Origin of the sequence: Methylocapsa acidiphila B2, from assembly GCF_000427445.1 — a bacterium.
Classification (GTDB): domain Bacteria; phylum Pseudomonadota; class Alphaproteobacteria; order Rhizobiales; family Beijerinckiaceae; genus Methylocapsa; species Methylocapsa acidiphila.
Map to the genome: position 1 here is coordinate 1,373,085 of NZ_KE386496.1, position 23,933 is coordinate 1,397,017.

25 protein-coding genes and 2 tRNA genes are annotated in these 23,933 nt (G+C 62.0%); 6 read left to right on the plus strand and 21 right to left on the minus strand.

Annotated features, from left to right (window positions below; translation table 11 throughout):
* Positions 1-81: 81 nt before the first annotated feature.
* From nuoI to METAC_RS0108430, 11 genes are all read right to left on the minus strand, one after another.
* Complete coding sequence (gene nuoI / locus METAC_RS0108380; protein WP_026606676.1) at positions 82-570, minus strand: NADH-quinone oxidoreductase subunit NuoI; 489 nt, start codon at positions 568-570, stop codon at positions 82-84.
* A gap of 23 nt (positions 571-593) precedes the next feature.
* Positions 594-1,622, minus strand: a complete 1,029-nt coding sequence (gene nuoH, locus METAC_RS0108385; RefSeq protein WP_026606677.1) for an NADH-quinone oxidoreductase subunit NuoH — start codon at positions 1,620-1,622, stop codon at positions 594-596.
* Positions 1,623-1,629: 7 nt separating this feature from the next.
* Positions 1,630-3,690 carry an NADH-quinone oxidoreductase subunit NuoG gene (gene nuoG, locus METAC_RS0108390; RefSeq protein WP_026606678.1) on the minus strand — a complete coding sequence of 687 codons (2,061 nt, stop codon included), beginning with the start codon at positions 3,688-3,690 and terminating at the stop codon, positions 1,630-1,632.
* A 9-nt stretch (positions 3,691-3,699) separates the two neighbouring features.
* Entirely contained in the window at positions 3,700-3,930 is a 231-nt protein-coding gene (locus METAC_RS0108395; RefSeq protein ID WP_026606679.1) for a hypothetical protein, read from the minus strand.
* 3 nt (positions 3,931-3,933) lie between these two features.
* A complete protein-coding gene (gene nuoF, locus METAC_RS0108400; protein WP_026606680.1) occupies positions 3,934-5,244 on the minus strand; it encodes an NADH-quinone oxidoreductase subunit NuoF in 1,311 nt (436 codons plus the stop codon).
* An 11-nt stretch (positions 5,245-5,255) separates the two neighbouring features.
* Entirely contained in the window at positions 5,256-5,906 is a 651-nt protein-coding gene (nuoE, locus tag METAC_RS0108405; RefSeq protein ID WP_026606681.1) for an NADH-quinone oxidoreductase subunit NuoE, read from the minus strand.
* A 72-nt stretch (positions 5,907-5,978) separates the two neighbouring features.
* Entirely contained in the window at positions 5,979-7,169 is a 1,191-nt protein-coding gene (locus METAC_RS0108410; protein ID WP_026606682.1) for an NADH-quinone oxidoreductase subunit D, read from the minus strand.
* A 51-nt stretch (positions 7,170-7,220) separates the two neighbouring features.
* Positions 7,221-7,835 carry an NADH-quinone oxidoreductase subunit C gene (locus METAC_RS0108415; protein ID WP_026606683.1) on the minus strand — a complete coding sequence of 205 codons (615 nt, stop codon included), beginning with the start codon at positions 7,833-7,835 and terminating at the stop codon, positions 7,221-7,223.
* A gap of 128 nt (positions 7,836-7,963) precedes the next feature.
* Entirely contained in the window at positions 7,964-8,530 is a 567-nt protein-coding gene (locus METAC_RS0108420; RefSeq protein WP_026606684.1) for a NuoB/complex I 20 kDa subunit family protein, read from the minus strand.
* On the minus strand, positions 8,521-8,886 hold the full coding sequence (locus tag METAC_RS0108425; protein ID WP_026606685.1) for an NADH-quinone oxidoreductase subunit A: 366 nt from the start codon (positions 8,884-8,886) through the stop codon (positions 8,521-8,523). Before METAC_RS0108425 ends, METAC_RS0108420 begins: the two co-directional genes overlap by 10 nt.
* 311 nt (positions 8,887-9,197) lie before the next feature.
* Positions 9,198-9,274, minus strand: a tRNA-Asp gene (locus METAC_RS0108430).
* Positions 9,275-9,543: 269 nt separating this feature from the next.
* Here METAC_RS0108430 and METAC_RS25730 point away from each other — a divergent pair.
* Positions 9,544-9,744 carry a CsbD family protein gene (locus tag METAC_RS25730; protein ID WP_084143526.1) on the plus strand — a complete coding sequence of 67 codons (201 nt, stop codon included), beginning with the start codon at positions 9,544-9,546 and terminating at the stop codon, positions 9,742-9,744.
* 142 nt (positions 9,745-9,886) lie between these two features.
* Here METAC_RS25730 and METAC_RS0108440 read toward each other — a convergent pair.
* The 4 genes from METAC_RS0108440 to METAC_RS0108455 all read right to left on the minus strand — a co-directional run bounded on the left by METAC_RS0108440 (position 9,887) and on the right by METAC_RS0108455 (position 12,975).
* A tRNA-Val gene (locus METAC_RS0108440) sits at positions 9,887-9,962 on the minus strand.
* 188 nt (positions 9,963-10,150) lie between these two features.
* Entirely contained in the window at positions 10,151-10,690 is a 540-nt protein-coding gene (locus METAC_RS22895; protein ID WP_051335468.1) for a Spy/CpxP family protein refolding chaperone, read from the minus strand.
* Positions 10,691-10,816: 126 nt separating this feature from the next.
* Complete coding sequence (locus METAC_RS0108450) at positions 10,817-11,515, minus strand: sulfate transporter family protein (RefSeq protein ID WP_026606687.1); 699 nt, start codon at positions 11,513-11,515, stop codon at positions 10,817-10,819.
* 95 nt (positions 11,516-11,610) lie between these two features.
* Complete coding sequence (locus METAC_RS0108455) at positions 11,611-12,975, minus strand: phenylacetate--CoA ligase family protein (protein ID WP_026606688.1); 1,365 nt, start codon at positions 12,973-12,975, stop codon at positions 11,611-11,613.
* Positions 12,976-13,386: 411 nt separating this feature from the next.
* Here METAC_RS0108455 and METAC_RS0108465 point away from each other — a divergent pair, with 411 nt between their 5' ends.
* Together METAC_RS0108465 and METAC_RS22900 are read left to right on the plus strand one after the other, a co-directional pair.
* Complete coding sequence (locus METAC_RS0108465; RefSeq protein ID WP_026606689.1) at positions 13,387-14,115, plus strand: 5-oxoprolinase subunit B family protein; 729 nt, start codon at positions 13,387-13,389, stop codon at positions 14,113-14,115.
* A complete protein-coding gene (locus METAC_RS22900; protein ID WP_051335469.1) occupies positions 14,115-15,209 on the plus strand; it encodes a 5-oxoprolinase subunit C family protein in 1,095 nt (364 codons plus the stop codon). The genes METAC_RS0108465 and METAC_RS22900 overlap by 1 nt, the downstream gene beginning before the upstream one ends.
* Here METAC_RS22900 and METAC_RS25735 read toward each other — a convergent pair.
* On the minus strand, positions 15,203-15,619 hold the full coding sequence (locus tag METAC_RS25735; protein WP_084143527.1) for a hypothetical protein: 417 nt from the start codon (positions 15,617-15,619) through the stop codon (positions 15,203-15,205). The genes METAC_RS22900 and METAC_RS25735 overlap by 7 nt on opposite strands.
* Before the next feature lie 306 nt (positions 15,620-15,925).
* A complete protein-coding gene (locus tag METAC_RS0108480; protein WP_026606691.1) occupies positions 15,926-17,170 on the minus strand; it encodes an argininosuccinate synthase in 1,245 nt (414 codons plus the stop codon).
* 115 nt (positions 17,171-17,285) lie between these two features.
* Here METAC_RS0108480 and METAC_RS0108485 point away from each other — a divergent pair, with 115 nt between their 5' ends.
* Both METAC_RS0108485 and METAC_RS0108490 read left to right on the plus strand, forming a co-directional pair.
* Complete coding sequence (locus METAC_RS0108485; RefSeq protein WP_026606692.1) at positions 17,286-18,170, plus strand: alpha/beta hydrolase; 885 nt, start codon at positions 17,286-17,288, stop codon at positions 18,168-18,170.
* A gap of 139 nt (positions 18,171-18,309) precedes the next feature.
* Positions 18,310-18,633: a 2Fe-2S iron-sulfur cluster-binding protein gene (locus METAC_RS0108490; RefSeq protein WP_026606693.1), complete on the plus strand. Its 324-nt coding sequence runs from the start codon at positions 18,310-18,312 to the stop codon at positions 18,631-18,633.
* A gap of 85 nt (positions 18,634-18,718) precedes the next feature.
* Here the strand turns inward: METAC_RS0108490 and METAC_RS0108495 are convergent, their stop codons facing one another.
* From METAC_RS0108495 to METAC_RS25140, 3 genes are all read right to left on the minus strand, one after another.
* On the minus strand, positions 18,719-19,501 hold the full coding sequence (locus METAC_RS0108495; RefSeq protein ID WP_026606694.1) for a LamB/YcsF family protein: 783 nt from the start codon (positions 19,499-19,501) through the stop codon (positions 18,719-18,721).
* Positions 19,502-19,533: 32 nt separating this feature from the next.
* Positions 19,534-20,514: a phosphoserine phosphatase SerB gene (gene serB / locus METAC_RS0108500; RefSeq protein ID WP_026606695.1), complete on the minus strand. Its 981-nt coding sequence runs from the start codon at positions 20,512-20,514 to the stop codon at positions 19,534-19,536.
* 130 nt (positions 20,515-20,644) lie between these two features.
* Entirely contained in the window at positions 20,645-21,187 is a 543-nt protein-coding gene (locus METAC_RS25140; RefSeq protein WP_051335470.1) for a hypothetical protein, read from the minus strand.
* A gap of 311 nt (positions 21,188-21,498) precedes the next feature.
* Between METAC_RS25140 and METAC_RS22910 the strand changes: the two genes are divergently transcribed.
* Entirely contained in the window at positions 21,499-22,125 is a 627-nt protein-coding gene (locus METAC_RS22910) for a Spy/CpxP family protein refolding chaperone (protein WP_051335471.1), read from the plus strand.
* Between the two features lie 139 nt (positions 22,126-22,264).
* Here the strand turns inward: METAC_RS22910 and METAC_RS0108515 are convergent, their stop codons facing one another.
* A complete protein-coding gene (locus METAC_RS0108515) occupies positions 22,265-23,713 on the minus strand; it encodes a sensor histidine kinase (RefSeq protein WP_245257449.1) in 1,449 nt (482 codons plus the stop codon).
* Positions 23,714-23,933 lie beyond the last annotated feature (220 nt).

The following is a 23,933-nucleotide window of genomic DNA, read 5'->3' on the forward strand; positions in this document are numbered from 1 at the left end:
AACGATCCCGCAGCAATGTGAAAGCCGGACCAGCCGACCCGAACGCCACAAGCTGCGTCGAGCTTATTCGAAGAGATGCGCTCACCGGTAAGGCGCGTCGAGCGCGATGTTGCGGGCGATCTCACGCTCCCATCGCGCGCCATTCTCGAGGAGCCTGTTCTTGTCGTAATAGAGCTCCTCGCGCGTTTCGACGGCGAATTCCGAATTCGGCCCTTCGACGATGGCGTCGACCGGACAAGCTTCCTGGCAAAAGCCGCAATAGATGCATTTGACCATGTCGATATCGTAGCGCGTGGTGCGGCGGGTGCCGTCATTGCGGCGCGGTCCCGCCTCGATGGTGATGGCCTGAGCCGGGCAGATCGCCTCGCAAAGCTTACAGGCGATGCAGCGCTCCTCGCCGTTCGGATAACGGCGCAAGGCGTGCTCGCCGCGATAGCGCGGCGACTGTGGATTTTTTTCATGCGGATAGTTCAGCGTCGGCTTCGGCTTGAAAAAATAGCGCATGGACAGCACGAAAGCGCCGACGAACTCCGTCAGAAAAAGAGCCTTGGCGGACTGATCGAGTCTCATTGTCTAGTCCTCAAAAGCCGATGTCATTGCGCCATGCCCGCGCCCCAGCCGGTGAGCTCGAGAACGCCGGCGACGAGGAACACCATGACGAGGGAGATCGGCAAGAACACTTTCCAGCCGAGCCGCATCAGCTGATCGTAGCGATAGCGCGGCACGAAGGCCTTCACCATCGCGAACATGAAGAACACCCCGGAAACCTTGAGGATAAACCAGACGGCGCCTGGAATCGCGACAAAAGGCCAATAGGGGAGCGGCGACAGCCAGCCGCCGAGAAACAGGATGGTCGTCAGCGCGCACATGGTGATGATCGCCACATATTCGGCGAGCATGAAGAGCATGTAAGGCGTCGAGGAATACTCCACCATGAAGCCCGCAACGAGCTCCGATTCGGCCTCGACCAGATCGAAGGGAGGGCGATTTGTCTCCGCAAGCGCCGAGATGAAGAAAATGACGAACATCGGGAACAACGGCAGCCAGTACCAGCCGAGGAGCCCGTAGCGCGTATCCTGCGCCTTCACGATGTCGCCGAGATTGAGCGTGCCGGCGCATAAAAGGACGGTGATGATGACGAAGCCGATCGAGACCTCGTAGGAGATCATCTGCGCCGCCGAGCGCAACGCCGAGAGAAACGGATATTTCGAATTCGACGCCCAGCCGCCCATGATGATGCCATAGACGCTGAGAGAGGAGATTGCGAAAATATAGAGGACGCCGACATTGAGATCGGCGATCGCCCAGCCGTCGCTCACCGGGATGACCGCCCAAGCCGCCAAGGAGAGCACGCCCATGACGAAGGGGGCGAGCAGGAACACGCCCTTGTTCGCCCCATCCGGGACGACAGGCTCCTTGAAGACGAATTTCAGCATGTCCGCGAAGCTTTGAAACAGCCCCCACGGACCGACCACATTGGGGCCGCGCCGCAATTGCACCGCCGCCCAGATCTTGCGATCGGCGTAAAGAATATAGGCGATGTAGATAAGGAGGATGACGAGCAAAGCGACGCTCTTCAAGAGCGTGAGGAGCAACGGCCCAATCCAAGCTATCTGAGTCATGGCCCTTCTACTCCGCCGCCTGGCGCGCAAGGTCAAGAGCGAGCGCCGAGCATTCGGCCATCACCGCCGAGGCGCGCGCGATCGAGTTGGTCTGATAGAAATCGGCGATCGGGGTCGCGAAAGGCGCGCCGCTGGTCTTGCCGGCGTTCGCGACAAGAGCATCCGGGCTCCACAACGCCGGCGAGATCCGATCGAGCTTCGCGAAATGCGGATGCGCTTCATAGAGGCGCGCCCGCAATCCCTTCAGCGAATCGAAAGGAAGGCGCTGGCCGAGGACATCCGAAAGGGCGCGCAGGATCGCCCAATCCTCGCGCGCGTCGCCGGGCGGAAAATTGGCCCGGTCGGCCAATTGAACGCGCCCTTCGGTATTGACGTAAAGACCCGACTTTTCGGTATAGGTCGCCCCTGGCAGAATGACGTCGGCGCGGGCCGCGCCGCGATCCCCATGGGCGCCTTGATAAATGACGAAGGGGCCCGGCTCGACGACGATCTCGTCGGCGCCGAGATTGAAGAGCACGTCGAGCGTCGCGGCCTTCGCCATGGTGAAAGCGTCGAGCCCGCCGTCCCGGGGAACGAAGCCGAGGTCGAGGCCGCCGACGCGGGCCGCGGCCGTATGCAGCACTGCAAAGCCGTTCCAGCCCGGCTTGATCGCGCCATGCGCGACCGCCGCCTTGGCGCCGAGCCCGAGAATGGCGAGCCCGTCATCGCGTGCGACGGCCCCCTGTCCGATCAGGAAAAGCGGCTTCTCCAATTTTTCGGACAGGTTCTCACTCAAGCTGGCGAGCGTTTCAGGCCCGGCGCCCAGATAATTATAGTCGTAGGTCAAATCGGCCTTTTCGCCGATGACGCTGACCCTGAACCCGCCTCTGAGCCAGCGCTTGCGAATCCGCGCATTCAACACCGGCGCCTCGCGGCGCGGGTTCGAGCCGATGATGACAAGACTATCCGCCTCTTCAATGCCGGCGACGCCGGGGTTGAAGAGATAGCTGGCGCGGCCGAATTTTGGATCGAGCTTGGCGCCGTCCTGGCGACAATCGAGCGACTTGACGCCGAGCTTTTCAAGCAGGCTCTTCAGCGCGAACATGTCCTCGACGGCGCAAAGATCGCCAGCGATTGCGCCGATGCGCGCGGGCGGCGCGGCTTTGACCTTGGCGGCGATCGCGGCGAAGGCCTCGGCCCAACTGGCCGGGCGCAATCTGCCATTTTCGCGCAGATAGGGGCGATCCAGGCGCCGGGTCTTGAGCCCGTCGACGATCTGGCGCGCCTTGTCGGAAATCCACTCCTCATTCACCGATTCATTGGGGCGCGGAAGGATGCGCATCACCTCGCGCCCGCGGGTGTCGATGCGGATCGAGGAGCCCAGCGCATCCATGACGTCGATCGACTCGGTCTTGACGAGTTCCCAAGGCCGAGCCTTGAAGGAATAAGGTTTAGGCAGGAGCGCGCCGACTGGGCAAAGATCGGCGACATTGCCCTGAAGCTCGGAACTCATCGCCGTCTCGAGATAGGTCGTGATCTCCATATCCTCGCCGCGCCCGATCGCGCCGAGATCGCCGGTTCCGGCGACCTCCGCGGTGAAGCGGACGCAACGGGTGCAATGAATGCAGCGGTTCATCGAGGTGCGCACGAGCGGCCCGATATATTTATCCTCGACCGCGCGCTTGTTCTCGCCGTAGCGCGAGGAATCGAAGCCGAAGGCGATCGCCTGGTCCTGCAGATCGCATTCGCCGCCCTGATCGCAGATCGGGCAATCGAGCGGATGATTGATGAGCAGGAACTCCATGACGCCTTCGCGCGCCTTCTTCACCATCGGCGATTTGGTGAGGACGACCGGCGGCTCGCCATTGGGGCCAGGACGCAGATCGCGCACCGCCACCGCGCAGGAAGCCGAAGGCTTCGGCGGGCCGCCCTTCACCTCGACGAGGCACATGCGGCAATTGCCGGCGATCGACAGCCGCTCGTGGAAGCAGAAACGCGGGATCTCGGCCCCGGCCTGCTCGCAAGCCTGCAGCAGCGTATATTCCGGCGGGACATCGACCTCGACGCCGTCAACGATGAGTCTGCTCATGCCTTTTCCTCAATGCGGCAGTTCGACAAGATCGAGACGCCGCTCGATTCGTTCGACTCTTTCCTCGAGTCTATCGATCCGCCGTTGCACTCCAACCAAGTTCTCCTCGACAGCCGTCAACCTGACCTTGACGGTGTGCAGATCATCCAACACTCGGTCGAGCTTGGCGTCGAAATCGTTCAATCGACGGTCGAACCGGCGAAGAAATTCCAAGACGAGATCATGTGGCTCTTCAGCCATTTTCTACTCCGCCGCGACCTCGAAGCCCTTCAGCGGCTCCGGATGCGGATTGGCGGCATATTGGTCGATGCGCCTTTCGATCTCATGACGGAAATGCCGGATGAGGCCCTGCACCGGCCAAGCGGCGGCGTCGCCAAGAGCGCAAATCGTATGGCCCTCGATCTGAGTCGTGACCTCGAGCAAAATGTCGATCTCGCGCTTATGCGCGCGGCCCTCCGCCATGCGGGAGACGACGCGCCAGAGCCAGCCGGTGCCCTCGCGGCACGGCGTGCATTGGCCGCAGCTCTCATGCTTGTAGAAATAACTGAGCCGCGCGATCGCGCGAACGATGTCGGTCGATTTGTCCATCACGATGACGGCGGCCGTGCCGAGGCCGGATTTCAAATCGCGTAACGTGTCGAAATCCATCGCCGCGTCGATGATCTCATGCGCAGGCACGAGCGGAACCGATGAGCCGCCGGGGATCACGGCGAGCAGATTGTCGGAGCCGCCGCGAACGCCCCCGCAATGCTTGTCGATCAATTCGCGGAAGGGAATCGACATGGCTTCTTCGACATTGCACGGCTTGTTGACATGGCCGGAAATGCAAAACAGCTTGGTGCCGCTGTTGTTCTTGGCCCCGAAGCCTGCGAACCATGCCCCCCCGCGCCGCAGGATCGTCGGCGCGACGGCGATGGATTCGACATTATTGACCGTGGTCGGGCAGCCGTAGAGACCCATATTGGCCGGGAACGGCGGCTTCAGCCGCGGCATGCCCTTCTTGCCTTCGAGCGACTCGAGCAGAGCCGTCTCCTCGCCGCAAATATAGGCGCCTGCGCCATGATGGACGTAAATGTCGAAGGGCCATCCATGGATGTTGTTCTTGCCGACGAGCTTGGCTTCATAGGCCTGCGCGATCGCCGCCTCCAGGCGCTCCCGCTCAAGGATATATTCGCCGCGAATGTAGATGTAGCAGGCATGCGCCTCCATCGCGAAACAGGCGACGAAGCACCCTTCGATCAGAAGGTGCGGATCATTGCGCATGATCTCGCGGTCCTTGCAGGTGCCGGGTTCCGATTCATCCGCATTGACGACGAGATAGGACGGCCGCGCCGGATCGGCTTTGGGCATGAAGGACCATTTGAGGCCGGTGGGGAATCCCGCGCCGCCGCGCCCGCGCAAGCCGGACGCCTTCATCTCGCCGATGATCCAGTCCTTGCCCTTGTCGATCAGCTTCTTCGTATTGTCCCAAGCGCCGCGCGCAAGGGCGCCCTTAAGGCCCCAATCGCCGAAGCCGTAGAGATTTGTGAAGATGCGGTCCTTGTCCTCGAGCATCCTATTCGGCCTTACGGTTTCTTGGATTGGGGCAGACTCAACGGGCCGCTGCGTCCGTCGGCGCCATAAAGCGACGTCAAGGAGGTCAGCCGCCCGGCCGGCTCGGAGGTCACGCGGCCTGTTTGCGAGCCGATCTTCACCGGACGATCGGCCGCGAGATCGTCGAGCAATGTCTCGAAATTCTCAGGCGTCAGATCCTCGTAGTAATCGTCGTTGATCTGCACCATCGGCGCGTTGCAGCAGGCGCCAAGGCACTCGACCTCGCGCCAGGAGAAATTGCCGTCCGCCGACACCTGAGCTTCCTCGCCGACGCGTCGGCGCAAGACCGCCTTGATCTCGTCCGAGCCACAAAGCAGACAAGGCGTCGTGCCGCAAAGCTGAACGTAGAATCGGCCGACCGGCGCGAGGTTGAACATCGTGTAGAAAGTCGCGACCTCAAGCACGCGGATATAGGACATGCCGAGCCTGTTCGCGACCGCCTCGATCGCCGGCTTCGGCAGCCAATAATCATTCTGCTTTTGCGCTTGCCACAAAAGGGAGATGACCGCGGAAGCCTCGCGGCCTTCCGGGTATTTCTTGACGATTGCCTCCGCAAACGCCTCGTTCTCCGGCGTGAAGGCGAAGGATTCCGGCTGAACTTCGGCGAGCCGACGAACTGACATGAGTGCTTTACCCCACTAATTCGCATTGCCCGGCAAGGGCGCGGCCGCGCGCATGCGCAGGAGACCTCGCCGTCACCGGTCCACCTCGCCAAAGACGATGTCGATCGAGCCCAAAATCGCGCTGACGTCAGCGAGCATCGACTTGCGGCAGAGGAAATCCATCGCCGCGAGATGGGCGAATCCAGGCGCCCGGATCTTGCAGCGATAGGGCTTGTCGGTGCCGTCGGAGACGAGATAGACGCCGAACTCGCCCTTGGGCGCCTCGACCGCGCTATAGACCTCGCCCGCCGGAACGTGGAAGCCTTCCGTGTAAAGCTTGAAGTGCTGGATCAGCGCCTCCATCGAGCGCTTCATTTCCGCGCGTGACGGGGGCACAACCTTGCCGTGCTTCGCAGCGACGGGCCCCTGCCCGTCCTTCGCCGACAGCTTCTCAATACATTGCTTCATGATGCGGACGGACTGGCGCATCTCCTCCATGCGAATGACCTGCCGATCATAATTATCGCCATGGCGGCCGACCGGAATGTCGAACTCCATCTCTTCATAGCATTCATAAGGCTGCGCCTTACGCAGATCCCAAGGCGCGCCGGAGCCGCGCACCATGACGCCCGAGAAGCCCCAGCGCCAGCAATCCTCGAGACTCACGATTCCGATATCGACATTGCGCTGCTTGAAGATGCGGTTGTCGATGAACAACGCCTGTAGATCGTCGCAGGTTTTCAGGAAAGGATCGCACCAGGCGTAAATATCGTCGATGAGCTGCTTCGGAATATCGAGATGCACGCCCCCGGGGCGGAAATAATTGGCGTGGAGCCGCGCGCCAGAGGCCCGCTCATAGAAGACCATGAGCTTCTCGCGCTCCTCGAAGCCCCAGAGCGGGGGCGTCAAGGCGCCGACGTCCATCGCCTGCGTGGTGACGTTGAGGAGATGCGAGAGAATGCGGCCGATTTCGCAGAAAAGCACGCGGAGCAATTGGCCGCGGCGCGGAACCTCTATTCCGAGCAGCTTCTCGATGGCGAGGCAGAAGGCATGCTCCTGATTCATCGGCGCGACATAATCGAGCCGATCGAAATAAGGCACGTTCTGCAAATAGGTGCGCGCCTCCATCAGCTTTTCCGTGCCGCGATGCAGCAGGCCGATATGCGGATCGACGCGCTCGACGACCTCCCCGTCGAGCTCGAGAACGAGCCGTAAGACGCCATGCGCCGCCGGATGCTGCGGGCCGAAATTGATCGTGAAGTTGCGGACCGGGTTGTCGCTCATGATTCGGACTTCAACCTGCGTTGTTCATTGCGTCGGATCTAAAGGCCGAATTCAATGCGGATTGTTCTTGGCCTTCTCGTCGCCGGGCAGGACATAATCGATCGCGCCTTCCCATGGCGACAGGAAATCGAAGCTGCGATAGTCCTGGGTGAGTTGGACCGGCTCGTAGACGACGCGCTTGCGCTCATCGTCGTAGCGCACCTCGACATAGCCGGTCATCGGAAAATCCTTGCGGAGGGGATGGCCGTCAAAACCATAATCCGTCAGCAGCCGGCGCAAATCCGGATGGCCGGAGAACAGCACGCCAAAGAGATCATAAGCCTCGCGCTCAAACCAATTGGCCGCTGGATAGAGATCGGAGAGCGAAGGAACGGGGGTCTCCTCGTCGGTCGCGACCTTCACTCGGATGCGCCGATTATGCTTCGGCGAAAGAAGATGCGTGACCACGTCAAAGCGCTTTTCCCGCACGGGATAATCGACGGCGGTGAGATCGATGAAGGACACGAAAAGGCAGGCCGGATCGTCGCGAAGATAGGCGACCGCCTCGAGGAGCCGCGGCAACTCGACCGTCAAGGTCAGCTCGCCATAAGCGGTCGAAACCTCGCCGACCGCGCCTGGCAGAGCCGCCGCGATCGCATCGCCCAATTGCTTCAGGTCGCTATCCATCTCAACCTTTCCATCTGCCGCGCGGTCTCGGTCCAACTTGCGGCGCCGCCGTCCCGTCCACGATTCGCGACTTGTGGAGCGCCTCTCCAAAATGCGCCGCGAACGAGACCGCTCAAGGCGACTCGCTTTTAGCGTTCGATCGTCCCGGTGCGGCGAATTTTTTTCTGCAAAAGCAAAATGCCATAGACCAAGGCCTCGGCGGACGGCGGGCAGCCGGGGACGTAAATATCCACGGGCACCACGCGATCGCAGCCGCGCACGACCGAGTAGGAATAGTGATAATAGCCTCCGCCATTGGCGCAGGAGCCCATCGAGATGACGTAGCGCGGCTCAGGCATTTGGTCATAGACCTTGCGTAGAGCGGGCGCCATCTTGTTGGTGAGCGTGCCGGCGACGATCATCACATCGGATTGGCGCGGCGATCCGCGCGGCGCGAATCCGAAGCGCTCGACGTCATAGCGCGGCATCGAGGCTTGCATCATCTCGACCGCGCAGCAGGCCAGCCCGAACGTCATCCACATGAGGGAGCCGGTGCGTGCCCAATTGATCAATTCGTCGCTCGCGGTGACGATGAAGCCTTTGTCGGCGAGCTGATCATTGATCGAAAGAAAATAAGGATCTGCTGCCGCGCCGGGACGCACGAAGCCATTGCCTGCGCCGGCGAGATCTTGTTGTCGCGGAGGGGTCAATCCCATTCGAGCGCGCCCTTCTTCCATTCATAGACGAAGCCGATGGTCAGAACGCCGAGGAAGATCATCATCGACCAGAAGCCAAAAGCGCCGATCCCCCGGAAGGCGACGGCCCAGGGAAACAGAAAGGCCACTTCGAGATCGAAGATAATGAAGAGCAGCGACACCAGATAGAAGCGCACGTCGAAAGTCATGCGGGCGTCGTCGAAAGCGTTGAAGCCGCATTCATAGGCCGAGAGCTTTTCGGCGTCGGGGGCTTTGAAGGCGAGCAAAAACGGAGCGACGAGCAGCGCGCCGGAGATGACCGCTGCGACCGCCATGAAGATCACAAGCGGCAAATATTGGTCGAGAAGGCCTGGCATGATCTGGCTCGGTCTGGACCGGCAAGGTCGAGGGACGATAGGAAGACGAGCGGCGCGCCGCTCCCCTTTCCAGCGAAGCGATGCCTATCGCAGTGCAAAGGCCTACGCAAGATGAAGTTTCGAGCGCGGCCGCGCTGCAGCCGGCTGTGTGCGCGGCGCGTTCAGAGTCTTCGATCAAATTGGCTGAGGCCGAGCGAGATCCATCCGAAAGCCTAAGCGCAACAGGACCGAATTGGCCTTGCGGCTTTCCGCTTTTTCGCGCGCGCCGCACAGATTTTTGTCCGAACGGCGCAGCTGGAAGATCTGAAAAATGGCGAGAGAGACGGGGCTCGAACCCGCGACCTCCGGCGTGACAGGCCGGCGCTCTAACCAACTGAGCTACTCCCCCGCGACGGCCGCGCATAGCGGCCCGCTGGAGATGAGCCGGATAGGATACGCGAGAAGCCAAGTCAAGCAAGAAGACATGGGCTCGCGGCGATCGCCTCCCGAAGCGGCCTAGACTGGGCAAAAAATTCAAATCCAAAAAAGCCAGACGCGAGCTTCGCCTCCGGCTGTGCCTTCGCTTGGCGGCCTAATTGGGAACTTAGGCGATTCAAATTCGTTTAAGCTCGCGACGTGCGCACACGTTCATCAAAGTAAACTTTGCAGGAGACAGAGATGGACTGGAACCGTATCGAAGGAAACTGGAAGCAAATAAAAGGTCAGCTTAAGCAAAAATGGGCCGACCTGACCGACGATGATCTCGACAAAATCGCAGGTAAACGCGAACAGCTCGAAGGCACGCTGCAAGAGCGCTATGGCATAGCCAAGGATGCTGTGCGTAAGGACGTCGATGACTGGCTGAAGACCCTTCATTGACTTGATATTGCCGGGCTGTCGTTGCGATTTTCGCGACCCCGACGCGTTTAAGAAAGCCCCTGCCCGGCCCGCAATCGGGCCGGCGCGGGGGCGCTTCTCTAGCGTTCGAGCCCTTGCCGCAACCGAGCGGCATAAGGTCGCTTGGTGGGCGGTGACGGGCTCGAACCGCCGACCCTCTCGGTGTAAACGAGATGCTCTACCAACTGAGCTAACCGCCCGACGAGCCAGATTGGTCCCGTCCCGCGCCGGGATGAGTCGCACAGCCGATTTGCAGCGTCAACGACAGGTTTCCCAGTCAGGAACGAGACGGCCGACTTCAACGCCGCAACTTATCGGAATGGGCCATGCTCATGATTTCGGTTCCAACCGAAATCATGAGCATCTCAGGCCAGGCGCGGACCAAAATTCAACGGCGGTCGATCCGCGAGGCGTCGCTTTCGGTCGCGCCCAGGTCGTCATGGACGAAACGCGCGAACATGCGGCGCTGATTGTCGTCGAGCGAGTCGTAAAACGGCCTCGCCGCATCGGCAATCTTCCGCAGGTCGGCGGATCGCGTCGCCAAGGCGTCCGAGTCGCGCTGCATTGCAAGAATGTCGTCTCGCCGCATGTCTCGCTCGCTTCTCGCGGCGTCTGGGCGATCGGTCCCGTCGCTGGCGGATCGACCGGCGTTAAGCGCCTGCTTGTCCCCGCCTCCATTGGCGCTCTTGGTTGCAATGTCATGAAGCGCAGCCTCGAATTGAGGCCATTGCTTGGCTTGCGCCTCGGTCAGGCGAAGCCTGGCCTTGAACTCGGCGGCCCGGGCGTCGGCGCGGTCGACGATTTGATTGGCCGTGAGCGCGGGCGCCTCGTTCCGATAGCTGCGGCCTTGGGCGAGGTTCGCCGACGGAAGGATCAAAGCGCCCGCGACGCCGATGATCGCAAGGCCTGATGCCACGCGTTTTTGCATTTGCCCAGCTCCCTGATGGACCTCGCTCCTGACGAGGCATTTTCCTCTATTGGTAGGCTAACGCGCGCTTCCCTTGCTGGTTCACGATGAAGCGGCCTCCGCGGAAAAAATCCTGCCTCGACGCAATTATGCCCCGCGCTCATTCGACCAAGGCGTCTCGACGATCGGTTTTTTCATGATGCGCCAACCGACGCGCACCATGAAGGCCGCCCCGAACAGCGGCGTCAGCAAATTGAAGACCGGAAACGCGAGCATCCCCGCCATGAAAAGACCGGCGACGAACAGACGCAACTCGTTATCCCTGCGGAGGCGGCGCACTTCCGCGAAGGGAAGGAAGCGTAGGGCGGCGAGCTCAAAATAGCCGCGTCCGAAAAGATAGGCGTTGGCGCCGAAAAAGGCGACGGCGTTGACGCCGGGGACCAGCAAAAGCGCGAGCGCGACCAAATTGACTAGGAGCGAAACCGCCGCGAATTTCAGCGAGAGCCACGTCGCCTCGCCGAACGGAAGCGCGCGTCCCGGCGTCAGTTTCGGGTTCAGCTCTCTTTCGACTTCCTCCGCGAGTTCGTCGAAGAAAAAGCCTGCGACGAGAAAGGACGCCGGCGTCAGCAGGAAGGCGAGGCCTATAAAAAGGCCTAATCCGCCGAGAAACGAAAGGGCGGTCGACAGCCAGGGATAGGGAAGCGCGACAAACGCGACGATCAATTTCTCGAGGCCGATCCAGACCAGACCGAGCAGCGCCAAGGTCAAGGCTATCGTTTTCAGCAGCACCCGACGAAAGGGCGGCGTCAGGATTTGGCCCGCGGCGGCGAGCGCATCGTCGAACATGGCAGTCCTCGGTTGGAGACGTCCCGAACAGATAGGCGATCACGCTCGAAGCGCAACAACGCCCGCGCAGCGGGCCGGAGGCGATCGCTCTGTCGCTACGCCTCCACGTCGGAAAGGAAGGCGAGACGCTTCACCGATTGGCCCCAGTCGATCGCGTCCACGAATTTGACCTCAATCGCGAAATTATCTCCGGTCACGCCCTGGAGATAGGCTTTGAGCTTCTCGGCCGAGGCATCGGATTTATGAGGCGTGGCGATCTCCAGGACGATCGCATCCAATTCGGTCTGACGAATCCTATATTCTTCGAAAGGAACGACCTCGCTTAGTTCCTGGCCGCGAATATGAAACGGCGTTCTTCGTCCATCCTTATGCTTGAGGCTCATTTTGATGCGCCCGAACAGATTTGTGAGGGTCGCGCCATCATGTCCGCACGCGCACCTCGGTTGAAGATTGCCGAGATCTCCGAGATCGTAACGGATCATAGGCGTGGCGTAGGAGTGAAGATGCGTGACTAAAATTCTACCGCATTCGACTCCGTCGTAATTCACCTTGTCAGGTGAAATCTCGACAATCACATTGCTCGTCGCAACGTGAAAAAAGCCCGGCGCGTGAACGCATTCGGACGCGATGAGGCCAACTTCCTCGCAAGAATAATTTGATCTTACCGATACTCCGACATTGGCGCATTGTTCCTTGACCCAAGCGGGAACAGCTGCGCCGATGGGAATATAGGTATTTAAGCCGAAGTCCCGCAAACACGCGGCGCCCGCATGGTCGAGAAGCATCTCGACAAGATGCGACGCGCAAGTCAGGTAAGACGGGCGAAAGCTCTTAATTTTTAATATGAGCTTATCAAGATCAGGATTTGCATAGTCTATCGATGCGCTCAACCCTGTCTTGAATATGCGTCCCAACTGTCCCGCATATGAATCGGATTGACGAAACACGAAGCCGGGACTGTCGAGCGGAAATTTAGGCTTGCACCTCAATGTATTTAGGCGGATGTCGCGGTCTTCCATGTAATGTTGGGCAAAATAACGGATGTCATTATAAAGCGTATTCGCCTGACTGACGTAGAATTTGGCCGGAACGCCGGTCGAGCCGGAGGTTGCGTGCGCCTGGACGGGCACACCGTCATTTCTCGTCAGCAACGAGCCTTCTTTTTGAAATTGCTCATTTAGATCGCCGCGCGTCATGATCGGCAGGCGCGACAATTTGATTTGCGCCGGCTTTTTTCCATCGAACCGCTCATTCCAGAATTTCGATCGCTTGGCGGCATGGCTCAAGAGATTCGTCAGCTGCGCAGTCTGCCACCTTTCCCGTGCGAGGCCATCGCCGGTCTCGAGTAAAATAACTTCCATTAGAAAAGAAAAGAGGCCTTTCTCTTCGGGACCAAGGATTTGAAACGGCGAAGTCGAGAAAGCTTCTCCCTTGAGAACATATTGAGAAAAGCCAGCCATTCTTAGCCCATCCTATAAATATACGCTGTCAGTGGCCAATCTACGTTTATACGCGCGAGATCGCCCCGCGGGCCAGAGAGAGATTGCCATGCGAGGTCACTCTGTCAATCAGACGGCGTCGGCATGCGCGCGCAGCGACAATGAGCAGCCTCCGCCTGCGTCAAGAAAGCGGCGCGCGGCGAATAGTGAGATGCGCGAGCGTTCGCCGCGCAACCGCTCGGGACCTCATTCTATGGTCTCGAATTTCCGGTCTTCTCGATTGCAACCCTATGGGAGTAGATGATCGCATGGCGAAGTCCGAAGGATGGCGGGCAGTAAAAAAACTCCGAAGGTCCGCGTCTTCGCCGCCGCCCCATATCCGACGCCACGCGCTAGACAGGGATGCAAATTGACCTCCGAGCGCCCTCCGCAATGACGCCCCCCGCCCCCCGCTATCTGCCGGCTGGAGAAAGCGCCCTTGTCGTCGAGTTCGGACAAACCATCGAGCCCGCCATTCATGACGCGGTCATGGCGCTCGACGCGGCGCTCGCGCAAGCGAAGCTCGAAGGCGTGCGCGAGACCGTTCCAACCTATCGCTCGCTCGTGATCCATTTCGATCCGCGCCGAATCACGACGGCGGCGCTGATCGAGGCGGTCCGTCGGGTCGAGATGGAAGCCCCGACGCGGAAGCCGCCGACGCGCTGGCGCATCCCCGCCTGCTATGATGCGCCCCATGCGGAAGACGTGGGCGAGATCGCCGCGATCCTCGGCCTGCCGGAAACGCGGATCGTCGAGTTGCATCTCAGTGCGGTTTATCGCGTCTATATGTATGGCTTTGCGCCGGGCTACACCTTCCTTGGCGGCTTGCCCGAAGCGCTCACGATCCCCAGGAGGGCGACGCCCCGCGCGCCCGCGCCGCCAGGTTCGTTGCTGATCGCTGGAGGACAGGCGCTCATCGCTAGCGTCGCGATGCCGACCGGCTGGTATGGGGTCGGCCGGACGCCGGTCCGGGTCTTCGATCCGCACCGCGAAAGAGTCTTTCTCGCCGACATTGGCGACGAGATCACCTTCGAGCGCGTCGATCGCTCGACATTCGACGCCTTGAGCCGCGCCGCCGAGTCGGGCGAACTCGTTGCGCGCCGCCATGCTGTAGGCGAATAATGTCTGACTTGGCTGAGCCGGCTGTCCAAGATCCCGCAGCGCCGCGCTTGCGCGTGCTGCGCGCTGGCCCCTGCGCGACGATCCAGGACGGCGGCCGCTTCGGCTATTTGCGCTATGGCGTGACGCCGGCGGGACCGATGGACTGGGCGGCCTTTCGAACCGCCAATCTGGCGCTCGACCAGGACGACAACGCCGCTGCGATCGAGATTTCCTATGGCGGGTTCGAGCTTCTTTGCGAAGGCGCGCCGACATGGATCGCTTTCGCGGGAGGCGGCTTTTCCTGGCGGCGCGATCATGCCGCGCTGCCGCCGGCGACGCGCGTTCTGCTGCGGCCGGGCGATCGCCTCTCCGCGCAAGCCGGAAGCTTCGGCGCCTGGACCTATCTCGCCGTCGAGGGTGGGATCGAAACGCCGCCGGCGATGGGAAGCCGCGCCACGCATGTGCGCTCGGCCATGGGCGGCCTCGACGGACGGATGTTGCGGGCAGGAGACTTGCTGCCGGCGCGGCCAACGGCGAAGAGGGATCCCGCCTTTTTCGAGGCGGCGATCGAGGCGCCTTGGCTGGAAAAGAACGGTCGGCCGCTTCGCGTCGTTTTGGGGCCGCAAGACGATTATTTCACGGCGGACGGTCTCGCGGCCTTCTTTTGCAGCGAATATAGGCTGACGCCATCAGCGGACCGCATGGCCTATAGGCTAGACGGGCCAGAAATTCCGCACGCGCGAGGGCATGATATTGTCTCGGATGGGATCGCGCTCGGGGCGATCCAGATCGCCGGCGACCGAAAGCCGCTAATCCTCATGGCGGATCGCCAGCCGACCGGCGGCTATCCGAAGCTCGGTCATGTGATTGGCGCGGATATTGGCCGCCTCGCCCAGATGCGTCCGGGCGAAGCCTGCCGCTTCACCGCCGTGAGCGTCGCCGAGGCGCGCGCGGCGCTTCTCGACGTCGAAGAGGACGTCGCAGAAACGCCCTCTCGCCTTCACATTTTACGTCCGGCGCTGACGTCCGAGACGCTTCTCGGGATCAATTTGATCGACGGCTTCGTCGACGCCCTAAAGGACCCTGGTCCCTATCTCAGCGGATGCGATCAGTGATGGCCGCCATGCCAACCTCCACCGCCTCCATGCCAACCGCCGCCGTGCCAACCTCCACCGCCACCGTGCCAACCGCCGCCATGCCAACCAGGACCCCAGCCGCCTCCATGCCATCCGCGGCCGCGCCAGCCCGGCACGACCCAGCTGTTCCAACCCCAGCCGCCGCCCCACCCATAGCCGTAGCGCCACGGGTAGCCGCACCAGTACCAACCCGGCCCGTTCCAGCCATTGCCATACCAGCAATAGTTATAGCCGCCCCAGAAAAATTGGGTCTTTTCCAGAGGGAGCGCCGCGCTCCCCGTCGCGCCAAGTCCGGCGTTCGGCACTGGGCCAGCCAACGCGCTTTCGCTCAAGCCCGCAGGGCCAGCCATGAGCATGACGGCTGCCGCAATTCTCGCTAATCGACGCATCTGCTCCTCCTCGAGAGGTCCAAAACTCTGACCCTATTCCGAGAATAGGCTCGATCCAGAGAGGTTTGAGCGATTTCGCTTCGACCGACGGAGACGGTTCGATCAGCACGATCGCGCCGACGGAGTGGATCAAATTCGGATCACTCAAAGTCAACGAGGGGGGAACGTGTGCTCGTCGAAAGAGCCAAGCCTCTTTCGACTCATGCGCCTCGGCCTCGCCTTGTCAGTCATGCAACGTCCAACATGAACCGAGGCCGAATAATTCAATTGAGGTCGATCAAACGCGCGGGGACTTTCTCCGCCGCCTCACCCCCGCCCGGCGATCTTGCGGGCGCGCTTGGCGAGGGTGCGCAGCCGCAAGGCGTTGAGCTTAATGAAGCCGGCGGCGTCGCGATGATCATAGGCCGCGGCGCCTTCCTCGAAGGTGACGAGGTCCTGGTCGTAGAGCGAATAAGGGCTTGAGCGGCCGACGACGAAAGCCGAACCTTTGTAAAGCTTCAAGCGCACGCGCCCAGTAACGAACTCCTGGCTGCGGTCGATCAGGGCTTGCAACATGTCGCGCTCCGGCGAGAACCAGAACCCGTTGTAGATCAGCTCGGCATATTTCGGCGTCAGCTCGTCTTTGAGATGCGCAGCGCCACGATCGAGCGTGATCGACTCGATGCCGCGATGGGCGACGTAAAGGATGGTTCCACCGGGCGTTTCATACATGCCGCGCGATTTCATGCCGACAAAACGGTTCTCGACGAGATCGAGCCGCCCGATCCCGTTGGCGCGGCCGAGCTCATTGAGATGGGCGAGCAATGTCGCCGGCGACATGGGCTTGCCGTCGATCGCCACCGGATCGCCCTTCTCGAAATCGATCTCGACGAAGCTCGGCTTGTCCGGCGCGTCCTCGGGATTGACTGTGCGCGAATAGACATAGTCTGGCACTTCGACCGCCGGATCTTCGAGCACCTTTCCTTCAGAGGAGGCGTGGAGGAGATTGGCGTCCACCGAAAAAGGCGCCTCGCCGCGCTTGTCCTTGGCGATCGGGATCTGATGCTGCTCCGCGAAAGCGATGAGCGCCGTCCGCGAGGTCAGGTCCCATTCCCGCCAGGGCGCAATGACCTTGATGTCGGGCTCCAGCGCATAATAGGAGAGCTCGAAGCGCACCTGGTCATTGCCTTTGCCGGTTGCGCCATGGGCCACGGCGTCGGCGCCTGTCTCGCGCGCGATCTCGATCTGCTTCTTGGCGATGAGCGGCCGCGCGATCGAGGTGCCGAGCAGATAAAGCCCCTCATATTGAGCGTTGGCGCGGAACATCGGAAACACATAATCGCGGACGAATTCCTCGCGCAGATCCTCGATGAAGATATTCTCGGGCTTGATGCCGAGCAGCAGCGCCTTGTCGCGGGCCGGGCCGAGCTCCTCGCCCTGCCCGAGGTCGGCGGTGAAGGTCACGACCTCGCAGCCGTAGGCGTTCTGCAGCCATTTGAGGATGATTGACGTGTCGAGCCCCCCCGAATAGGCGAGAACGACCTTTTTGACGTCTGATTTCGGCTGCGGCATTTTTTGGCTCTGGGCGGGGAGAGTGAAGATTGGAGCGCGCGACTATAGTAGGGGCGGCTTCGAGCGCAAGGGCGACCGCATCATCCAAGCTGCTTCGCGAGGAAAGAGGGGGACGATGAGCGACGACGAGATCGATGCGATCCGCGCCTTATTGAACGCCAAGCCGAGGCCCGTGGGCTGGGCTCAGCGGCGCGAACGAATCGACGAAGTCGGCTCCATTTGGCCGGTCGCCAGCGACGTGACGCTCACGCCGGTCGACGTCGACGGCGTTCCCGGCGAATGGTCGATCGCGCCGGGCGGCGATGCCGCGCGCGTCTTGCTCTATTTCCATGGCGGCGGCTATTGCTCAGGCTCGCTCCAGAGCCATCGCCGCTTGGTCACCGAGGCAGGTCGGGCGGCGCAAGCGCGAACGCTGGCCGTGGCCTATCGGCTGGCCCCGGAGCATCCCTTCCCCGCCGCTCTCGACGACGTTTGGGCGGCCTGGCGCTTTCTGCGCAATCAAGGCTTCGCCGCCGAGCGCATCTGCGTCGGCGGCGACAGCGCAGGCGGCGGCCTCGCAGCGTCGCTGATCAATCGGCTGCGCGACGCGGGCGAGGATCTCCCCGCCTGCTCCTGGCTCATCTCGCCCTGGACGGACCTGACGATGTCCGGAGAGACGCTCGCCGCCAAGGATGCGGCTGACCCGCTTATTCACAAGACCTATCTCATGGAATTGGCCGATGCTTATTTACCGGCCGGCATGAGCCGCGCAGACCCGCGGATCTCCCCGCTCTATGCCGATCTCGAAGGCTTTCCGCCGACCCTGATCCAGGTCGGCTCGGCTGAAACCTTGCTCGCGGACTCGACCCGCTTCGCCGCGGCCTTGGGCGGAGCGGACGCGTCTGTAACCCTGGAGATCTGGCCGCACATGATCCACGCTTGGCCCATGTGGAACGCGCATCTGACGGAAGGACGGCAGGCCTTGGCCAAGGCTGGAGCCTTTTTGCGCGCGCTTCTCTGACGCCGGCGCCGGCCGTAGCAGCGTCTCCGCGCGCTTGCCGGGCTGCTGGCGCACTCCTTGCTGATCCCGGTTCAACTTGCCGCGTCTCGTCTCCCGAACAGTCATTGGGGTCCGCGCGCGAAACCGAGAGCAGTCCGAAATGACCAAGATCACCTTCATTGAATTCGACGGTACGCCGCATCAGGTCGAGGCCGAAGACGGCGCGATTCTCATGCGGGTCGGGCAGCAGAATGAGATCCCCACCATTCGCGGCGAGTGCGGCGGAACCTGCAGTTGCGGCTCCTGCCATGTCTATGTCGACGAGGCTTGGCTCGGGCGGCTCAAGCCGCCGCATGAGCTGGAGCAGATGATGATCGATAGCCTCGCCATGACGAAGCAGGACAATAGCCGGCTGACCTGCATGATTCTCGTCGCGCCCGAATTCGATGGGATGGTCCTTCGCCTGCCGAACCCGAACTTGTGACGTGGGAACCGCAGAACATGCTCCAACATATTGATCTGGAGCGAGTTTTATCATCGGCGCGAGGCGCAGGAAGTCGTCTGATAATCTAGACCGAGACCTCCTCCGCGCCTCCAAAACACGCCGCGAGCGCCACGCCCGCCGCCTCCAGCCGCGCGCGCACCGCGCGAGCCATGGCGACGGCGTCGGGACTATCGCCATGAACGCAAATAGACTCGACGCCAACCGGCGCGCGCTTGCCTGAAACGGAGATGACCGCGCCTGCCTCCACCATGGCGAGCACGCGCGCGGCGACTTCCTCGGGCTCGTGCAGCACGGCGCCGGGCTGCGACCGATCGAGCAAAAGCCCCTCGTCCGTATAGGCGCGGTCGGCGTAGATCTCGCGGGCGACGGCGAGCCCTTCCGCTCGCCCTGCGGCCTCGAGCCTCGTTCCGGCGATGGCGAGAAAGCCCAGCCGGGGCTCGACGGCCCGCACCGCGCGAGCGACAGCGCGAGCAACCTCTTCGTCTTCCATGGCGATATTACTCAATGCGCCGTGAGGCTTGACATAGGAAAGGCGATGCCCGGCATAAGCGGCAAGCGCCAGAGCGGCTCCAATCTGATAGGATACGAGCCGCTCGATCTCAGACGTTGAGAAAGGCAGCCTGCGCCGGCCAAAGCCCCAAAGGTCGGGAAACCCAGGATGCGCGCCGATCGCCACGCCTTTCGCCTGCGCTGCGGCGAAAGTCGCGGCCATGATCTCTGGATCGCCGGCATGAAACCCGCAGGCGACGCTCGCGCTCGTCACAATCTCGAGCATGGCTGCGTCATCGCCCATGGCGTAGGCCCCGAAGCCCTCGCCGCAATCGCAGTTCAGATCCACTCTGCGCATGGCGCGCTCATGCCCCTCCGCAGGCGCTCCCGTCACAGGCGCGTGCGCTCATGGGCTTTCTCCATAGCGCCATATTTGCGCTTCCAGTCGGAGGGGTTCAATTGCGCGCGCGCCTCGGCGAAGAACTCCTCTTGCCTATAGCCTTGGGCGTAAAGCAGAGCGGTCAGATCGGCATGGTCGATCCTGGCCTGCGCCGCCTCGGCGACCGCCGGCTTGCCGCGAAAGGCTATTCCGAGCCCCGCCTCGCGCAGCATGGGAATGTCATTGGCGCCATCGCCCACGGCGAGCGTCTCGCTGGGGCCGAGGCCGCGCCCCTCGCGCAGCGCCAGCAACGTTTCGAGCTTCGCCCGCTCGCCGAGGACAGGCTCGGCGAGAAGTCCGCTGAAGCGGCCGTCCTCGCCGAGAAGAAGCTCGTTGGCCTGGACATGGTCGAAGCCCACCTTTTCCGCGACCGGCGCGGCGAAGAGCGTGAAGCCGCCCGAGACCAGCGCCGTATGGGCGCCATGCGCGCGCATAGTTTGCACAAGCACGCGGGCGCCCGGCGTCAAGCTGATCTTCTTGGAGAGCACGCGCGGGATCGTATGCGGATGAAGCCCCTTGAACAGCGCGACCCGCTCCCGCAGCGCCGGCTCGAAAGCGATCTCGCCCCGCATGGCCCGCTCGGTGATCGCCGCGACCTGCGGTTTCTTGCCGATCTCGGCGGCGAGCTCGTCGACGCATTCCTGGCGGATGATGGTCGAATCCATATCGGCGAGCAGAAGCTTCTTCCGCCGGCCTTCAACCGGCTGCAGGATGACGTCGAGCGCGGCGGGGCCGAGCGCGGCGCGGACCGCCGTCCAAAGGGCGCGCAGATCGGCGGGCTCGTCGGGCGTGAAAGGAATGTCGGCGGCGACGCCCTTGCCGAGCCATTGCGCCTCGCCCGCGTGTGGCAAAACCTCGGCCGCGCGCCGAATGAAATCCTCGGTCAGGCTCGGAAAGCCCGGATCGCTGACGAGCGTCACGACATAAGTCATAGATGGTCCCGCACTGGATTCGCATCGACGGCTCGAAGGAAGCCGGAGCGCCTATTTCAACGCAGGCGGTCGCTGGCAGCAAGCCTATAGTTCCGGCGCTTCGACGAGAGCCCCGCCATTCGGGGCGTCGTCAACCCTTCTGCTGCTTCAGATGCTGGTCGATCAGCATATTCGCAATCGACATGCGGCGCGCGGCGCGCATGCGCTGCGTCGGCCCGAACTGGTCGGGATGGTTCTTCTTGGCAAATTCGCGACGGAGCTGCCTAAGGTCGATTTCCGCCAGACCGGCGCGCAAGCCGAGCTCCTCGGCGATCGCGTCATCCTCGCTCAGCGGCGCCTCGACCTTAGGCGGCTCCCGAATGCGCCGCCCATCCGCGGCGACCGCCTCGCGCCGCTCCTCGGCGTTGGCGGCCTCTTCGGCATAGGCCGCCGCCGTTTCCGACAAATTGCCAGTGCGCCGGAACGGCCATTGCCAGGCGAAACCGCCGAGGAGACCGCGCAGCCGATGGACCGCACGCGCGGCGCGTTCCGGATCGGCCGTCGACGGTGCATCATCTTCTTGGTCTACGCGGGGCTCGGCCGCCGCCTTCGCCGGCTTGGCGGCCGCATCGCGACCGAGAGAGGAGAGAAGCGCCTCGAAATCGGCCTCCTGCTTTTGCTTCCTTCGGTTCATGGCGACAAAGATCCCTCCGCCAACATCCCCGCCTGCACGGCCCCCAAGAGACCGCGCCGGCCTAGATCGTCGGACGCGATAATGCGTTAGGGCGCTTGACCCTGCGTTAAGCCGATCACGTCAAGTTGAGAGGAAGGGCTTTCGCCGAAGAAATCTCATGTCGAGCGATTCCGGCCGAGCCAAAGCCGGCGAGACGCCGCGCGCCGTCGTCCGAACATCACTTTTTTGCGACGTAAAATGACCAAAGGGTAACTTGAAACTCCTTTGGCAGAGATCTCAACTGGCGGCGTCGCGCAGCCAGGGAGAAACCCATGAAATCGCGTCTACCCATCGTTTTGATCTTGACCGCGCTCGCGGGCGGGGCCGCCGTCGCCGTCGAGAGCGCCGGCGCGCAGCAACCGCCGCCCCCGCCCCCGCCTCTGGGCGCTCCAGTTCCACCGCCCGGCCCAGAACGGCACGCGCCGCCCCATTGGGCGTTTTCGCCCGTCGATCTGGCGGCCTTCGCCGACGCCCACATCGCCGCGCTCCACGCCGGCTTGAAACTCACGCCGGAGCAGGAAAAGCTGTGGCCGCCGGTGGAAGCGGCGCTGCGCGCAGGCGCCAAAGGCGCTCTAGAACGGCATGAGAAGATCCGCAAAGAGGCTCATACGGACGATATCATCGCCTTCTTGCGGCGACTTAGCGAAGGCGCGACAGCCCGCGGCGAAACGCTCAAGGCAGTCGCCGACGCCGCCGCCCCCCTCTACGCGACCTTGACGGAAGAGCAGAAGCATCGGCTTCCCTTCCTCCTGCATCCCCCGCATTTGTTCGGGCCCCAATTCGGCCCGCATGAGGGGCCGCGCGGAGGACATGGCGGCGCGGACGAGATCGGCGGATTCGGACCTCTCGGACCGCCTCACGATTTCGGCCCGCATCATCCCGACGAAGACGAGGATTAAGGCTCGAGCGGCAAGTCTTTCGCGACCTGCGCAACACTCTGGAGGCGAACCGTCTTGCTATGCAAAGGCGGTTCGCCTTGATTGATTGGCTGCGTCGACGCCGACGGCTCAGATCGTCATCGGGAACACAGGGGCCGCGTCACCGCTCCGCCTGGAGCGGAACGATCATGCGCAGCCGAAATCCTTCGGGAGCGTAAGTGGTCGTCACATCAGCGCGGATCTGCTGGGACAGAACGCGGTTGAGCAGCATCGAGCCGAACCCTTCCCGGGTCGGTGGAGCGATGACCGGACCGTCTTTTTCATTCCACTCGCAGAGGAGCGCGGGCCCGCGCTCGCCGTCGACCAAGGTCCAATAGACCTCGATTCTTCCTTCCTCCTTGGACAAGGCCCCATGCTTGGCGGCGTTGGTCGTAAGCTCATGCACCGCCATGCCGAGCGGCACCGCGATTTGCGACGGCAGGTCGACGGATGGACCGATGAGGCGAATCCTCAAACCCTGGTCGTCGGCATAGGGACTGAGTTCCTGGTGCAGCAAGTGCAAGAAGGAGACGGATTGCTCGGGCTCGTCCGTCATTACCGCATGGGTCTTTGCGAGAGAAGCGATGCGGCCGGCGAACGCCTCTTGGAATTCCTCGATGGTCGCCGAACTTTTCGCGGTCGTGTTCATCACCCCCTGCACCGTCGCGAGCGTATTCCTGACCCGATGGTGCAGCTCGCGGATTAGAAGCGCTTGGCGCTGCTCCGACCTGACGTGATCCGTCACGTCATTGCCCTCGACAAAAATTCCACAGACCTCACCGTCGTCGCCGAGCACGGGCTGGCAAACAAAATCGATGAAATATTCCGCGATCTCACGACCTGGCTTGCTCTGCAAGAGGACGCGCATCTTCCGCCCTACAAAGGCCTTCCCACTCCGAAAAACCTCGTCAAAAACGCCGATATATTCCTGGCTCGCGATTTCCGGCAAGGCTTCGCGCACGGGCTTTCCGATGAGGTCGCGTTGACCAACAAACTCGCGAAAGGCGAGATTAGCCATGTCGAAGACATGGTCGCAGCCTTGCAGAACGAACATGAAATTTGGCGCCTCCATGAAGAGGCGGTTCAAATGATGAGTGGTGGCTAGAAGGGTTTCGTTGAGGACCTGAACCATCCCGAATCGATTGTAAGCCTCCTCGCCGACGGGAGTCTCGGTCTGCGACATTCCGACCCAATCGACTGTGCGACCGAGCTGCGAAATGTCCTGAGCGCTTTGCAGCACAAAGGCGACGTCGCCGTCGGCGCCCAGGATCGGCACATGGGTGCAGCTCCATGAACGCTGCTCAAGGCCATCGTCCCCCATCAATGGATAGGAGAACATGGGCAGAACGTCGACAACGCCCTGATCGCGGACGCGTTCGAACGATTCTTGGACCAATCGGCGGCTCTCGTCTCCGGCCGGAAAAGCCTTGAAGACATTCGCGCCGATCAGACTGTCGCGCGTTCGCTTGGTCACATCGAGATAAGCCTGATTCGTGGCGACGATCTCGAATTTGGCGTTCATCACCATGAAAGGCGAAGGAAGGCTGTTGAATACGGCTTCGAAGTCCAATTTCGCATCCAAAGTCACGGCGCGGCGCGCCGCGCGAGGTTCATTCCAAAGGCAAAGCTCACGGCCCAGCTCCCCATGAGTCGACGAAATCAGGACGAAGACTCCAACGCCTCCGCCTTGAGCGCGGTCTAATCGGACACAGTCGACCACTCGACAAGAACGCACCCAAATCAAGAAGTTAGAGCATGTTCAGAAAGTCGCCCTTGTCTGAACATCCTCC